General features: G+C 64.3%; 12 protein-coding genes. 6 read left to right on the forward strand and 6 right to left on the reverse strand.

The window, feature by feature from the left end; translation table 11 throughout:
* Window positions 1-213: 213 nt before the first annotated feature.
* The 3 genes from zipA to moaA form a co-directional block, all read right to left on the reverse strand.
* On the reverse strand, window positions 214-1,035 hold the full coding sequence (zipA, locus tag ACVRRC_RS16925) for a cell division protein ZipA (RefSeq protein ID WP_014596513.1): 822 nt from the start codon (window positions 1,033-1,035) through the stop codon (window positions 214-216).
* Window positions 1,036-1,209: 174 nt separating this feature from the next.
* Window positions 1,210-4,698 carry a chromosome segregation protein SMC gene (gene smc / locus ACVRRC_RS16930; RefSeq protein WP_045158183.1) on the reverse strand — a complete coding sequence of 1,163 codons (3,489 nt, stop codon included), beginning with the start codon at window positions 4,696-4,698 and terminating at the stop codon, window positions 1,210-1,212.
* A 234-nt stretch (window positions 4,699-4,932) separates the two neighbouring features.
* Window positions 4,933-5,928: a GTP 3',8-cyclase MoaA gene (gene moaA, locus ACVRRC_RS16935; protein WP_045158182.1), complete on the reverse strand. Its 996-nt coding sequence runs from the start codon at window positions 5,926-5,928 to the stop codon at window positions 4,933-4,935.
* A 189-nt stretch (window positions 5,929-6,117) separates the two neighbouring features.
* Here moaA and ACVRRC_RS16940 point away from each other — a divergent pair, with 189 nt between their 5' ends.
* Window positions 6,118-6,969 carry an ion transporter gene (locus tag ACVRRC_RS16940; RefSeq protein WP_011913004.1) on the forward strand — a complete coding sequence of 284 codons (852 nt, stop codon included), beginning with the start codon at window positions 6,118-6,120 and terminating at the stop codon, window positions 6,967-6,969.
* A gap of 105 nt (window positions 6,970-7,074) precedes the next feature.
* Window positions 7,075-7,488: a CopD family protein gene (locus tag ACVRRC_RS16945; protein WP_011913003.1), complete on the forward strand. Its 414-nt coding sequence runs from the start codon at window positions 7,075-7,077 to the stop codon at window positions 7,486-7,488.
* A 102-nt stretch (window positions 7,489-7,590) separates the two neighbouring features.
* On the opposite strand, the gene ACVRRC_RS16950 is transcribed toward ACVRRC_RS16945, so the two are convergent.
* Window positions 7,591-8,070, reverse strand: coding sequence for a DUF2231 domain-containing protein (locus tag ACVRRC_RS16950; protein WP_013982584.1), 480 nt, complete (start codon window positions 8,068-8,070; stop codon window positions 7,591-7,593).
* A 147-nt stretch (window positions 8,071-8,217) separates the two neighbouring features.
* On the opposite strand from ACVRRC_RS16950, the gene coxB reads away from it, so the two are divergent.
* The 4 genes from coxB to ACVRRC_RS16970 are packed head-to-tail and all read left to right on the forward strand — an operon-like array spanning window position 8,218 to window position 12,837.
* Complete coding sequence (coxB, locus tag ACVRRC_RS16955; protein WP_045632211.1) at window positions 8,218-9,108, forward strand: cytochrome c oxidase subunit II; 891 nt, start codon at window positions 8,218-8,220, stop codon at window positions 9,106-9,108.
* The gene (gene ctaD, locus ACVRRC_RS16960; RefSeq protein ID WP_019407626.1) at window positions 9,105-11,633 is read left to right on the forward strand and encodes a cytochrome c oxidase subunit I; all 2,529 of its coding nucleotides are present in this window, start codon (window positions 9,105-9,107) and stop codon (window positions 11,631-11,633) included. The genes coxB and ctaD overlap by 4 nt, the downstream gene beginning before the upstream one ends.
* Window positions 11,633-11,992, forward strand: a complete 360-nt coding sequence (locus ACVRRC_RS16965) for a hypothetical protein (protein ID WP_013982581.1) — start codon at window positions 11,633-11,635, stop codon at window positions 11,990-11,992. The genes ctaD and ACVRRC_RS16965 overlap by 1 nt, the downstream gene beginning before the upstream one ends.
* Window positions 11,983-12,837, forward strand: coding sequence for a cytochrome c oxidase assembly protein (locus ACVRRC_RS16970; RefSeq protein ID WP_045158179.1), 855 nt, complete (start codon window positions 11,983-11,985; stop codon window positions 12,835-12,837). Before ACVRRC_RS16965 ends, ACVRRC_RS16970 begins: the two co-directional genes overlap by 10 nt.
* 41 nt (window positions 12,838-12,878) lie before the next feature.
* On the opposite strand, the gene tusA is transcribed toward ACVRRC_RS16970, so the two are convergent.
* Both tusA and rlmM read right to left on the reverse strand, forming a co-directional pair.
* Window positions 12,879-13,130, reverse strand: coding sequence for a sulfurtransferase TusA (tusA, locus tag ACVRRC_RS16975; protein WP_011912999.1), 252 nt, complete (start codon window positions 13,128-13,130; stop codon window positions 12,879-12,881).
* Between the two features lie 72 nt (window positions 13,131-13,202).
* Window positions 13,203-14,252, reverse strand: a complete 1,050-nt coding sequence (rlmM, locus tag ACVRRC_RS16980) for a 23S rRNA (cytidine(2498)-2'-O)-methyltransferase RlmM (RefSeq protein WP_084903143.1) — start codon at window positions 14,250-14,252, stop codon at window positions 13,203-13,205.
* Window positions 14,253-14,262 lie beyond the last annotated feature (10 nt).

The raw sequence follows: 14,262 nt of genomic DNA on the forward strand, positions 1-14,262 counted from the left end.
GGCGTCGGATTCTAGCCGAACGCGAAGGCGACGGCAGGTCGGCGGGTATCGGCTGCATCAGAGCAGCGCTGCGGGAAGGCGGTCTTTGACCTGAATGATCGGAGTTCTGGACGCCTACCAATCGCTGAACTCCAGCCTACAGCGCTCTGCAGAGCGCGGAAAAAGGGAGCCACAAAACGCAAAACCGGGCACAAGGCCCGGTTCGGTAGAGTATCAGCGCTGCTTGATGGTCATCTGTCGGCGTTCGAATTCTACGATGCGCTGACGGTAATGCTCGATGGTCTGGGCGGTCAGCACGCTGCGCTGGTCGTCCTTCAGTTCGCCATTAAGCTCCTGGGAGAGCTTGCGCGCGGCAGCGACCATGACATCAAAGGCCTGCTTCGGATGGCGCGGGCCGGGCAGACCGAGGAAGAAGCTCACGGCCGGGGTGGTGAAGTGATCGATGTCGTCCAGGTCGAAGGTGCCGGGCTTGACCGCATTGGCCATGGAGAACAGCACCTCGCCGTTGCCGGCCATGCTTTCATGGCGGTGGAAGATATCCATCTCGCCGAATCGCAAACCGCTTTCCAGAATGTTCTGCAGCAGAGCCGGGCCGCGGAAGCCGTGCGGGTCGCGGGAAATGACGTTGATGACCAGCACCTCTTCCACCGGCGCCTGCTCCTTCTGCGGCCGCTCCTGCACATCGTCATCGTCTCCGACCACGGGGTCGAGCAACGTCGGGACCGGCTCTTCGGTGCTGAGCTGCAGATCGCCCTGGTAGGGCTCGTCCTGGCGGCGCTTTTTGCTGGATTCGCGCGCAGTTACCGGTGGGAGATCATTCTCGGACAGCGAGGGCTCATGCTCACGATTCACGACACGCGCCGGCCCGAGCAGCTCGGGGGAGTCGTCGACGTCGGGCAGGTTGGAAAGACTGCGGTCCAGCTTGAACTTGAGCTTGCCCTTGCCACCACGCATGCGACGCCAGCCGTCGAACAGAATGCCGGCAATGACAATGATGCCGATGACGATCAGCCACTCGCGCAGACCGATATCCATTAATGCTTTAACCTCTGAATTCGATGATAAAGACGCAACAAGCCGGAACTGCTTTTAGCGCATCGTAAAAATTGTGCTCTAAGCTAGCACGACGAACGGTAGATTTGCACCGTGCGGTAGTTCTCTTTTTGTGCCCTTCCTTGTATCAAAAACGCTCAAACAAGCGGCTTAATCCTAGGTTTCGGCAAGCGCAACGGCCTGCTCGACGTCCACCGCCACCAGCCGCGAGCAGCCTGGCTCATGCATGGTCACACCCATCAGTTGATCAGCCATTTCCATGGCGATCTTGTTATGGGTGATATAGATGAACTGAACTTTCTCCGACATCTCCTTAACCAACCGCGCATAGCGACCGACGTTGGCGTCATCCAATGGCGCATCAACTTCGTCGAGCATGCAGAACGGCGCCGGATTGAGCTGGAAGATCGCAAATACCAGCGCCAGCGCAGTCAGTGCTTTCTCGCCGCCGGACAGTAGATGGATGGTGCTGTTCTTCTTTCCGGGCGGGCGCGCCATGATGGCCACCCCGGTATCGAGTAAATCTTCCCCGGTAAGTTCCAGATAAGCGTTACCGCCGCCGAAGACTTTCGGAAAGAGCGCCTGCAAACCGCTGTTGATCTGGTCGAAGGTTTCCTTGAAGCGGTTGCGCGTTTCCCGGTCGATCTTGCGGATGACGTTTTCCAGTGTGTCCAGCGCCTCGACCAGATCATCGTTCTGTGCGTCGAGATAGCGCTTGCGTTCCGACTGCTGCTGATACTCGTCGATCGCCGCCAGGTTGATCGGCCCCAGACGCTGAATGCGCTGGCTCAGCCGCTCCAGCTCCGCTTCCCAGCTCGGCTCGCTCGCATCGGCAGGGAGTGTGCCGAGCACGCCGTGCAGGTCGTAGCCGTCCTCCTGCAGCTGGTCCTGCAACGCCTTGCGCCGGACGCTCAGCCCTTGCCAATCCAGCCGTTGCTGCTCCAGCTGCCCACGCAGGAGCTGTGCCTGCTGCTCGGCCTGCGTGCGCCGTTTCTCGGCATCACGCAACTCGCGGTCGGCGTCTTCCAGGGCCAGTCGCGCGTGCTTGAGCTCGTCCTCGACGCCCATGCGGCGCTCCAGCAGCTCTTCGAGCTTCATCCGCAGTTCTTCCAGCGGCGCCTCGCCCTCCTCCAGGTTCAGCGTCAGCTGCTCGCGGCGCTCGACGGCGCGCTCGAACTGCTGCTCCAGCCGCTCCAGGGCTTGACGCGTCGACTCGTGCTGCGCCCTGAGCGACCCGACCCGCAGTGCCAGCTGATGGGCATGATCCTTGTGCTGCCGGGCGTCCTGGCGGATACGATCGAGGCGCTCGCGGATGCCATCGCGGCTGGCCAGCAGGGTTTCGCGCTGCTCGGTGTCTTGCGCCATTGTCTCCAGCGCTTCCTGCAACTGCAGGCGCGCTTCACCCAGCTGTTCGGTCTCGATCTCGCGCTGTTCCTGCTGCTCGGCAAGCTCCTCGTCCAGCCGACGACGACGCAGTGCTAGCTGTTCCAGCCGCGCCTGACCGGCCGACAGCCTGGCCTTGAGGTCACTGTGCTTGCGTGCTTCTTCCTGTTGCTGACGACGTTGCAGCTCGCGCTCACCTTCGAGTCGGGACTGTTCGCCGCTCAACGCGGCGATGCGATCCTCCATCGCCGCCAGGCTCGCTTCGCGTTCATCACGCTCGGCCAGCAGACGCTGCAGTTCCTGCCCACGCGCCAACACGCCGGATTCCGCCTCGCTGGCGCGACGCACCCGCAGAAAATGCCGGCCGACCCAATAGCCATCCCGGCTGACCAGACTCTCGCCCTCCGCCAGCGACGGGCGCTCGGCCAATGCGCGTTCCAGCGACTCGACCGGTCGCACGTGGCCCAGCCATGGCGAAAGATCAAGCGCCGACTCGACCCGCTCCAGCAGGCTGCCCGGGCGGCGGTCACCGCCGCGCGGCGCGCTGACCAGATTCAATGCGCCCTGTTGGAAGCCTGCAAGCTCGACCTCGGCGAAATCGTCCAGCAGCACCGCTTGTAGATCTGCGCCCAGCACGGTTTCCACCGCCAGCTCCCAGCCCGGCTCGACCCGTAGCCCATCTGCCAGGCGTGGGCGCTGTTCCAACCCCTCTTCGCGCAACCACTCGGCGACCCCCTTGCCCGGCTCCATCGCCGCCTGCTGCAAGGCTTCGAGGGACGCGATCCGACCATTGAGTCGCTGCAGCTCGCCTTGCGCCTGCTGCTGAGCCCGAGTCGCCTGCTGCAGCTCATCGCGCAGCTGCTCCAGGCGCTCGTTGAGCTCCTCGGCCACCGCGGCGAGCGCCTCGAGATCCAGCTCGCTGGCCGCCAGTTGCTCGTCGAGCTCGAGCATCGCCCTGTCCTCGGGGTCGGCCGCCAGCAGCGCGCGCTCGTCATCCAGCCGGCGTTGACGCTCGGCCAGGCGTTCCAGGCTCTGCTCCAGCTGCTGGATGCGCGATTGCTGCACTTCCGCGGCGCGACGCGGCTCGGCGCTGTGCTGGTTGAAGCGCTCCCATTGTTCCTGCCAGCCCTGCATGGCGGCTTCGGCTTCTTCCAGCTGGGCGGCGGACTCTTCGGCAGCGGCGCCGGACAGCTCCTGTTCCGGCTCGAGCATCGCCAGCTCCTCGCCGAGCGTGGCCAGCAGCGTGCGGTCGTGGCCCAGGTGCGACTCGGTCTCAAGGCGCGCCTGTTCTGCCTCACGCAGATCGTCCTGCAACTGTCGCAGGCGCTGCTGCCCATGCTGGATGCTCTGCTCGACGCGCGCGATGTCGCCGCCGACCGAATAGAAGCGACCCTGCACCTGATTGAACCGTTCGGACAGCTCATGGTGTCCGTCCCGCAGGCGCTCGATGCTCGCATCGGCGCTGCGCTGTTCGGCCACCAGCGCTTCGAAGGCGACCTCCTGATCACCGATGACCTGCTCGCGCTGGCCCACCTGCTCGTTCAAGGCCTGCCAACGAAGTGCCGACAGCTGCGCCTTGAGCTGCCGCTCCTCGGCCTTGTACTCCTGATACTTCTCCGCCGACTGCGCCTGACGATGCAGGCGTTCGAGCTGACGCTCCAGCTCTTCGCGCAAGTCGGTCAGGCGCGCCAGGTTCTCGTGGGTGCGACGGATACGATTCTCGGTTTCGCGCCGGCGCTCCTTGTACTTGGAGATGCCGGCCGCCTCCTCGATGAAGTTGCGCAGATCCTCGGGCTTGGCCTCGATCAGCTTGGAGATCATGCCCTGCTCGATGATCGAATAGCTGCGTGGTCCGAGGCCGGTGCCGAGGAAGATATCGGTGATGTCGCGGCGCCGACATTTCACCCCGTTGAGAAAGTAGGTGTTCTGCGAGTCACGGGTGACGCGACGGCGGATGGAGATTTCGGCGAAGGCGGCGTACTCGCCGGTAAGCGTACCGTCGGAGTTGTCGAAGATCAGCTCGATGCTCGCCTGGGTTACCGGCTTGCGGGTATTGGAGCCATTGAAAATGACATCGGTCATCGACTCGCCGCGCAGGTTCTTCGCCGAGCTTTCGCCCATGACCCAGCGCACGGCGTCGATGATGTTGGATTTTCCGCAACCGTTCGGGCCGACCACCGCCGCCATGTTGCTGGGGAAGCTGACCGTAGTGGGATCGACGAAGGATTTGAAACCGGCGAGTTTGATGCTTTTCAGTCGCATGCGGCCTATCCGTGGCGGTCGACGGGGGAACGAACAAGCGGAGTCGCCATGAGCATCGGGATTCCTGGCATCGATTGGGCTGCTGGCAAGAAGCCGCGAAGTTTATCACGGCACCCCGGTTGACTCGCAGCGCGTCGGTGCACAGAAACGCAGCTGCGGGCCACGCCATGCTCTAAGGCGACAGGATGATCACGGAAATGAAGCGCCATTCAGAGAATGGAAGACGAAACAGTCTCAGCCGCCGGTCATGCTCATGAAACGCACCACCTGAACCTGCTGGTCGGTGCGGAAGTGATGCTTTTCCGGCTTGAGCTGCAACGCATCCACCAGGGCGTTGCGCAGGCGCTCGCTGTCGCCCGGATAGCGCCGCATCAGGCTTTTCAGATCCAGCGCGCCCTCATGGCCAAGGCACAGCACGAGCTTGCCCTCGGCTGTCACGCGCACGCGGTTGCAGCTGCCGCAGAAGTTGTTGCTGTGCGGCGAGATGAAGCCGACCTGCGTCTCGCTGCCGGCCACCTGCCAGTAGCGCGAAGGACCACCTGTGGCATGGCTGCTGCGCACCAGCGTATGGCGTGCCTCGATGCGCTCACGTACCTCGTCGCTGGAGCAGAAGGTTATCTGGCGCTGATGGCTGGACACGCTGCCCAGCGGCATCTCTTCGATGAAACTGATATCCAGCCCACGCTCGATGGCGAACTCCACCAGGTCGAGAATCTCGTCGTCGTTGCGACCCTTCTGCACTACGCTGTTGAGCTTGATGCGTTTGAAGCCGGCGCTACGCGCAGCCTCGATGCCTTCGAGCACCTGGTCGAGCCGATCACGGCGGGTCAGCTCGGCGAAACGCTCGCGTTTGAGCGAGTCGAGGCTGATATTAAGCCGTCTCACGCCGGCTTCACGCAGCGATGCAGCCAGGCTCGGCAACTGCGAGCCGTTGGTGGTGATGGCCAGATCTTCCAGTTCGTTGCGCGCACCGAGCCGCGCCAACAAGCCGGTCAGCCCCTTGCGCACCAGCGGTTCGCCACCCGTCACGCGGATGCGTTTGACGCCCAGGCTGATGAAGGCATCGGCCACCGCATAGAGCTCTTCGAGCGTGAGGATCTGCGCACGGGGCGCGAAGACCATGTCCTCGCTCATGCAATAGGTGCAGCGAAAATCGCAGCGGTCGGTTACCGACAACCTCAGGTAGGTGATGCGCCGGCCGAATGGGTCGACCAACTGGGAATCGGGCATGGAACTCTCCAACTGCGGGATGCGCCTGTGTTCAGACTATGCGCTAAGTACGATTCAGGCAAAGCGACGTTACCAATGGCGTACCGCCAACGCCACCGAGTGGCATGCAGCCGGCCCGGGGCAATGCTTTAATGGGCCGCTTTGGCAGGCGACCGCGAAATCTGCCACCCATGCGAGAGACCACGGCCAATGGACAACGACTCCCTGAAAGCGATGAGCTGGCGTGAGCGCCTTTACACCATCATCTTTTTCACCAACACCCCGGCCGGCAAGCGCTTCGACACCTGGCTGCTGGTGATCATCTTCGCCAGCCTGGTGGTGGTGATGCTCGACAGCATCGCCTCGTTCAACGAGCGGCACGGCCAGCTGCTGACCAATCTGGAATGGGGCTTCACGGCGATCTTCGCCGTCGAGTACGTGCTGCGCATCTACACTCACCCCGAACCCCGCAAGTACATCCTCAGCTTCTACGGCATGGTGGACCTGTTCTCGGTGCTGCCGGCCTTCATCGCCCTGCTGTTCCCGGATGCGCAGTACCTGCTGGTGGTGCGCGTCATCCGGATGCTGCGGATATTCCGCGTCCTCAAGCTCGCGCCCTATCTCAGCCAGGCCAACTTCCTGCTGGTGGCGCTGCAGGGCAGTCGGCAGAAGATTATTGTCTTCCTGCTCAGCGTGACCACCCTGATCATCGTCTACGGCACGTTGATGTACGTCATCGAGGGCCCGAGCAACGGCTTCACCAGCATTCCGATGAGCATCTACTGGGCGGTAGTCACCCTGACCACCGTCGGATTCGGCGACATCGTCCCGCTGACACCGCTGGGCAAGGCGCTGGCCACCGTGGTGATGATCACTGGTTACTCGATCATCGCCGTGCCGACCGGCATCTTCACCGCCGAGCTGGCCAATGCGATGCGCCAGGACAGCCTGCGCCACAACTGCCCCACCTGCGACAAGCTCACCCACGAACCCAACGCAGCATTCTGCAGCCGCTGCGGCAGCCAGCTGTTCGAGCCGCGAGAGCAGCAGACACAAAGCTGACGCCCGCGAACGACCGGGAAGGCAGTTCGCCGGCAAAAGCGACGAACTGCCCTGAAGCGCCACTGTCACATCCTCAGATTCGCGTCAGGCAGGATGGAGACCGGCATGCCCTTGCTCAAACTGCTGCATTTCGCCGCCCTGCTCTGCTGGTGCGGCTCGCTGCTCTATCTTCCGGCGATGATCGCCGCTGGCACCAAGCGCAGCGAGCAGCTGTTCTACCGCGACCATGCCCACCTCACCCGCATGGTCTTCACCCTCATCAGCACACCGGCCGCGCTACTGGCCATTGGGTCCGGCACGGCATTGTTCCTGCGTGACGGCACCCTCGCCGGCTGGCTGATCATGAAACTCACGGTGGTCACCGCCATGGCGCTCTGTCATGCGCTGTGTGGCGTTCTGGTCCTGCGTATCGAACGTGAGCCGGAGCGCGGCGTCACATACCAGTGCATGGCACTGGGTGTACTGGTGCCGGTTCTGATTGCCCTGACCCTGTGGCTGGTACTGGCCAAACCCTTCTGACTCAAGGAATGACCGCCCCGCATGACCGATCGCCCGGCCCGCCTCGACCATTCCCATCCCGCCTGCCCGAGCTGGCCGTCTCCGGCACGTCGTTGCGACGGCTCAGGGCGCCTGCTCGCCATCCAGATCCACACCGACCGCGTGCTCGTAGACCAGCCGCCCGCCAAGGAAAGCGGCCAGGGAGATCAGCACGGCCGTGAGCAGCGAGAGATACAGCCCCCACATCGCGTCGCCGTCGCCGCGGTCCATGCCCTGGTAGCGCAGCAGCCAGTTCAGCGAGGCCAACGACAGCATCATCACCGCCAGGATCGCATGGCACCAGGCGGTGACCTTGCGGCGGATCTGCTGAACCGATACCAGGTCGATGACACCCGCGATGCTGGCGATCCAGCCGCCGATCGCGCCGACGCCGGACAGCCAGAGCGCAGCACGCCACCAGAACTCGTCGAGAGTCCAGAGGTAGGCCAGGTCCGCCGGCACCAGACCGATCAGAGCAGCGACCGGGAAATGGATCATCATCGGGTGCAGCGGATGGCCCGCAATGGCGGCGTTACTGTTGATGGACTCGCGTTCTGTGGCCATCCGGCCCTCCCAGGCTCCAAACTGAAACAGGCCGCCCGCTCAGCGAGACGAGGCGGCAACCCTTTCAAATGGACCACGCTGGCGCTGGCAGTTCCTTCGCTGCTCGGCTGCGAGGGGCCGCAATCGGCGCTGTCGCCGGCCGGCCCCATGGCGCGCGATGTGGCCAATGTCTGGTGGGCGATGTTCGGCTTCTCCGTGGTGGTGCTGGTGGTGGTCAGCGCGCTGTGGATCTACGCCATGCTGCGTCAGCCGCGCACCCACAGCGCCGAAGAGGCCAAGCGCATCAACCGGCGCTGGATCATCGGTGGCGGCCTCGTCCTGCCCACGGTCAGCATCGTCGCGCTGCTGGCCTTCGGCATCCCTACCGGACGCAGCATGCTGCCGCTGCCGGTGGAAGGCGAACAGCCGCTGCGTGTCCAGGTGATCGGACATCAATGGTGGTGGGAGGTGCGTTACCCGGAAAGCGGCGTGGTGACCGCCAATCAGTTCATCCTGCCGATAGATCGCCCGGTCGACGTCGAGGTTACCAGTGCCGACGTCATCCATTCGTTCTGGGTACCGCGACTGGGCGGCAAACTGGACATGGTGCCCGGGCGGACCAACACCTTGCGTCTGCAGGCCTCCCAGACTGGCGTCTTCCGCGGGCAGTGTTCGGAATTCTGCGGCAGCCAGCACGCGCACATGATCCTGCATGTCGAAGCTCTCGAAGCCGATGCGTTTGCTACCTGGATCGAGGCCCGCACCGGGCGTGAGCACCAGCCGCCGGGCGGCGCCGCCGGCCAGGTGTTCGACGAGCGCTGCGGGCAGTGCCACCGCGTCGCCGGTGTCAGTGACGGCAATCGCGCCCCGGATCTGAGCGACCTGGCGACCCGCCCGACGCTGGGTGCCGGAGTGATTGCCAACGACGCCGAAGGCCTGCGCCGCTGGCTCAGCGATCATCAGAGCATCAAGCACGGTATTGCCATGCCCCGCCACGACGACATTCCCGAAGAAACCCTCGGCGAGCTTGCCGACTGGCTGGAGACGCTCGCTCCATGACCCCGACCCGTAACACTGGCGCCCCCGCCACCGACCCTGACCAGCTGCACGACCAGTTCAACGAGGTGTGGGGCAACCCGCGCGGCTGGCGCGCGCTGACCATCGTCAACCACACCAGCATCGGCCTTCGCTTCCTGGTGACCGGCGCCTTCTTCTTCCTCGTCGGCGGCCTGCTGGCGATGCTGATCCGCACGCAGCTCGCCCTGCCCGGCTACGAGCTGATGGAGCCGGACGTCTACAACCAGGTCTTCACCATGCATGGCACGGTGATGATGTTCCTCTTCGCCGTGCCGATGATGGAAGGGCTGGCGGTCTACCTGATCCCGAAGATGATCGGCGCCCGCGACCTGGTATTCCCGCGACTGTCCGCGCTGGGCTATTACTGCTACCTGTTCGGCGGGCTGATCCTGCTGTCGAGCATCTTCCTCGACATCGCGCCGAAGGCCGGCTGGTTCATGTACACGCCGCTGTCCAGTTCAGCGCATACGCCGGGGGTGAACTCGGATTTCTGGCTGCTCGGCATCACCTTCGTGGAGATTTCCGCGGTGTCGGCGGGGGTCGAGCTGGTGGTGTCGATCCTGCGCACCCGTACCAACGGCATGGCGCTGCACAAGATGCCGCTGTACGCCTGGTACATCCTGGTGATGGCCATGATGATCGTGGTCGGCTTCCCGCCATTGATCCTCGGCTCCATTCTGCTGGAGCTGGAGCGCGCGGCCGGCATGCCATTCTTCGATGTCGCCCGGGGCGGCGACCCGGTGCTCTGGCAGCACCTGTTCTGGCTGTTCGGCCACCCCGAGGTGTACATCATCTTCCTGCCGGGCGCGGGAATCGTCTCGACGCTAATCCCGGTGTTCTGCCAGCGTCCGCTGGTGGGCTACCGCTGGGTGGTGCTGGGCGTGCTGACCACCGGCTTCATCAGTTTCGGGCTGTGGGTGCACCACATGTTCACGGTCGGCATTCCGCAGCTGGCCACAGCGTTCTTCTCGGCGGCGAGCATGCTGGTGGCGATCCCCACGGGTGTGCAAATCTTTGCCTGGCTGGCGACGCTCTGGCTCGGCAAGCCGGTATACAAGGTGCCAATGCTCTGGCTGGTGGGCTTTCTCATCGTCTTCGTCGCTGGCGGGCTGACCGGCGTGATGCTGGCACTGGTGCCGTTCGACTGGCAGGTGCACGACACCCACTTCGTGGTTGCTCACATGCACTACGTGCTGGTGGGCGGCATGGTTTTCCCGCTGATGGCCGGGCTATATTACTGGCTGCCACACTTCTCTGGCCGCATGCCCTCGGCCAAGCTCGGCCGTTGGGGCTTCTGGCTGTTCTTCATCGGCTTCAACGTGACCTTCCTGATCATGCACTGGACAGGGCTGATCGGTATGCCGCGGCGGGTCTACACCTATGACACGGGACTGGGCTGGGACATGCCCAACCTGGTGTCCTCCATCGGCAGCTTCATCATGGCGGTGGGCGTCGCGACCATCCTGCTGGACATCGTGCTGCACTTCCGTTTCGGCAAGCCGGCGCCGAAGAACCCCTGGCAGGCCGATACGCTGGAGTGGGCCACCTGCCTGCCACCGAGCGCCTACAACTTCGTCAGCCTGCCAGACGTAACCGATCGCCACCCGCTATGGAAGGACCCGGACCTGCCAGACAGCGTAGCCCGAGGCGAGCACGCGCTGACGGTCATCGATCATGGCCGCCGGGAGACCTGGGGCAGCGACCCGCTGACCGGCAAGGTGCGCGAGATCATTCACCTACCGGGCAACAGCTGGCTGCCGTTCATTGCGTCCGTGTTCCTCGCCGTGCTCTGCCTCAGCCTGCTGAACAAGTTCTACTGGGTCGCCCTCGGCGCGACCGTGGCGACAGTGGTAGTACTGCTGCGCTGGTCGTGGGAGAACGGTGCCCACCCCGCCGCCGCGCCGGATGCCCATACCCAGCCCGGTGAGCCGCCGCTGCATTCACGCACCTTCGACGGGCCGGGCCTGTGGGGCATGGGCGTAACGCTGTTGGCCAACGGCGCGCTGTATCTGTCGCTGCTGTTCGGCTGGTTCTACCTCTGGACCGTTTCGCCGCAATGGCGGGTGCCGGAGAGCCAGCTCAACGGCTGGCTGATGTTCGCCAGCGCCGTGCTGCTGAGTGCGGGCACGCTCTGGCTGCACCGTCTGATCAAGCGCCTGCGGGCCGGCACGCACCACGGGCTGATGGCGCAGCTGGCGTGGCTGGGGCTGCTGGCACTGGCGCAGTCGGTGATGCTGCTGTGGCTGATGCTGAGCGCGGGGCTGGCACCTACCGAAACCGCACATGATGCCGTGGTGTTCGTGATGCTCGCGTACAGCCTGATCCATTGCACACTGGCAGCGGTGCTCACCGGTCTGCAGGCGTGGCGCGTAGCCCTCGGTTACGTGGGCGACAAGGCGCCATACGAGCCCGTCGTGGTCGAGCAGCTCTGGTACTACAACCTGGGTGTGCTCTGGGTCAGCTATGCGGCCATCGTGCTGTTTCCGGCCACCTGGGGAGGTGCGTGATGAGGTATGCGCGGACGTCGCCCTACCATCCGATCCAGATTCCGATCGGCCTGATCATCTGGAGCCTGTGGTTCGTCGCCATGTATGGCGGCCAGGCGGTGATCTGCAAGCTCAGCCCGCCCGACCCGGCCCAGGGCGTATGGAACTGGCTGAACGGCAGCCTGGGTGCCCTGACCCTGCTGACCCTTGCGTTGCTGCTGTGGATGGCGCGCTATTTCTGGCGTCTGTCGCGGGCACCGGAGGAACAGAACGAACGGCAGCAGTTCGTCACCAAGATCGCTGCGGGGATTCACTTCATCGCGGCCCTGGCCACGCTGTTCGTCGGCATTCCGCTGTTGCAGATACCGCCATGCCTGTGATCTCCCGAGCCAAACGGCGGATACCACCGGGACTGCTGGCGCTGCCGGCAGCCCTGAGTGTATCGACGCCTGCTTTCGCCCACGGCCTGTTCGACGCCCATGTGCTCGACCGCGCGCCGCTGCTGCTGACCGCTTTGCTGGTGGCAGCGGCCTGGCTGCTGTACCTGCTCGGTGGTCGCAAGGTAGCGCCGCGGCGCCGTGAAGCCCTCTGCTTTCACGCGGCAATGCTGCTGGTGGTGTTCTCGGTGTTCGGCCCCATCGACGACTGGGCGGAAACCAGCACAGCCTGGCACATGACTCAACACATGCTGTTCATCATCGTGATCGCCCCGCTGTGGGCGCTGGCGCGACCGCTGCCGCAATGGCGCGGGGTCACCGGCCGCCTCGCCCAGCCGCTATGGACCGGCATCCTGCGTGCCGGGCGCTACCCCACGCTGCTGGCGCTGCTGCATGGCGCGGTGATCTGGATCTGGCACACACCGAAGCTCTATGTGCTGGCGCTGGACAACCTCTGGTGGCATGCCTTCGAGCATGCATGCTTCCTGTTCACCGGCTGGCTGTTCTGGTGGTCGGTGCTGCGCGCGAACCCGAAGCAGGTTCCACAGGCACTGATGGCGGTGCTGCTGACGCTGATGCACACCGGTCTGCTGGGCGCCCTGCTCACCTTCGGTAGCGTGTCGTTCTACGGTGAAGGCCGCTCAGTGGAAGATCAGCAGCTGGCCGGGCTGATCATGTGGGTGCCGGGGGGGCTGATCTACCTGATCGGCGGCGGCTGGATCGCCTGGCGCTGGCTGACCCGCATGTGGCGGCGGCAGAATACGCGAGCCGCCGCGCCCGATCTCTGACACGCAACGGCGCCGAGCGTCGGCCCTGCGGGAAGGCGCGGTCAGTCGAGTTTCTTGCGAATCCAGTACAGATAGGTACCGGCCTCGGCCTGCTGTTCGACCAGATCATGGCCGAGGAACACGCAGAACTTGGGAATGTCGCGTTGGGTCGAGGGATCGGTAGCGATGACCTTGAGCATGGCCCCGCCAGCCAGGTCGCGCACCTTGTTGTGCAGCATCATCACCGGCTCGGGACAGTTCAGGCCGGTGGCGTCGAGAACGGCGTCGACAGTCATTTCAGCTGATTGGCTCATCAGGGGGCTCCGGAAAACAGGCGTGCATTGTGGCGCAAGCGGGAGAACAGGTCATCCGCTGCCGATCAACGATCAGAGGCGGCGCAGGTGACAGGTCACCTCTTCCCGGTCGTGATACAGCTGCTTGCAGCCAATACTGGCCTTGACGCCACGTTCGGCCAGCCCGTCGGCAATACGTTCGAGCAGGCGCTTGACCTCGGCGTAGCGCTGCTTCATCGGCAACTTGAGGTTCACCACCGCCTCGCGGCACAGGCCCTCGCCGATCCAGGTTTCCAGCAGCGCAGCATTGCGCGCCGGCTTCTCGACGATGTCGCAGACCATCCAGTCCACCGGCCTTTTCGGGCGGAAGGTAAAGCCGTCGGCGCGAAAATGTTCCACCAGCCCGGAATCCATCAGGTCGGCGTTCATCGGCCCGTTGTCCACCGCGCTGACCTTGATATGCCGGTTGACCAGCTGCCAGGTCCAGCCGCCCGGCGCCGCGCCGAGATCGACGCCGGTCATGCCCGCCGCCAGCCGCGTATCCCACTGCTCACGCGGGATGAAATGGTGCCAGGCCTCCTCCAGCTTGAGCGTCGAGCGGCTGGGTGCCTGGCGCGGAAACTTCAGGCGCGGGATGCCCATCGGCCACAGCGCGCTGTTGTTCGCCTCGGCGATGCCGACGAATACTTCGCGACCGCTCTTGAACGTGAGCAGAAGGCGCGGCCCCTTGCCCTGCTCGTCGAGGCGCCCGGCCTTGACCAGTGCCTTGCGCAGCGGCGCCTCGAACTTGCGGCAGAAGTTGGAAAGCTCCTTGCCATCGTTGGTATCCAGCACCTCCAGCCACAGGCTGCCGCACACCGGGTAGTCCGCCAGGTGCGCCAGCAACACGCTGATGCGATCGGTTTCCGGAAGCTGCAGGTAGTCGCCACGTGCCCATTGCCGCGGAAAAATCAGATCGGCGAAGCGCAGCCGGCGCATCAGCCTTTCGGCGCCGCCGGGCTCGCTGCAGATGAACTCGGCACAGGCGCTGTCAGGCCGCGCCTTGGCATAGCCGGCGACTTCGAGGATGGCGGCGTGCTCACTGATTTCGGCACAGACCTCGCCTTCGAACCCGGGGCGGCAATGCAGCAACAATGTATTCATGTTCGGCTCC

Source organism: Stutzerimonas sp. LR2 (assembly GCF_055755175.1).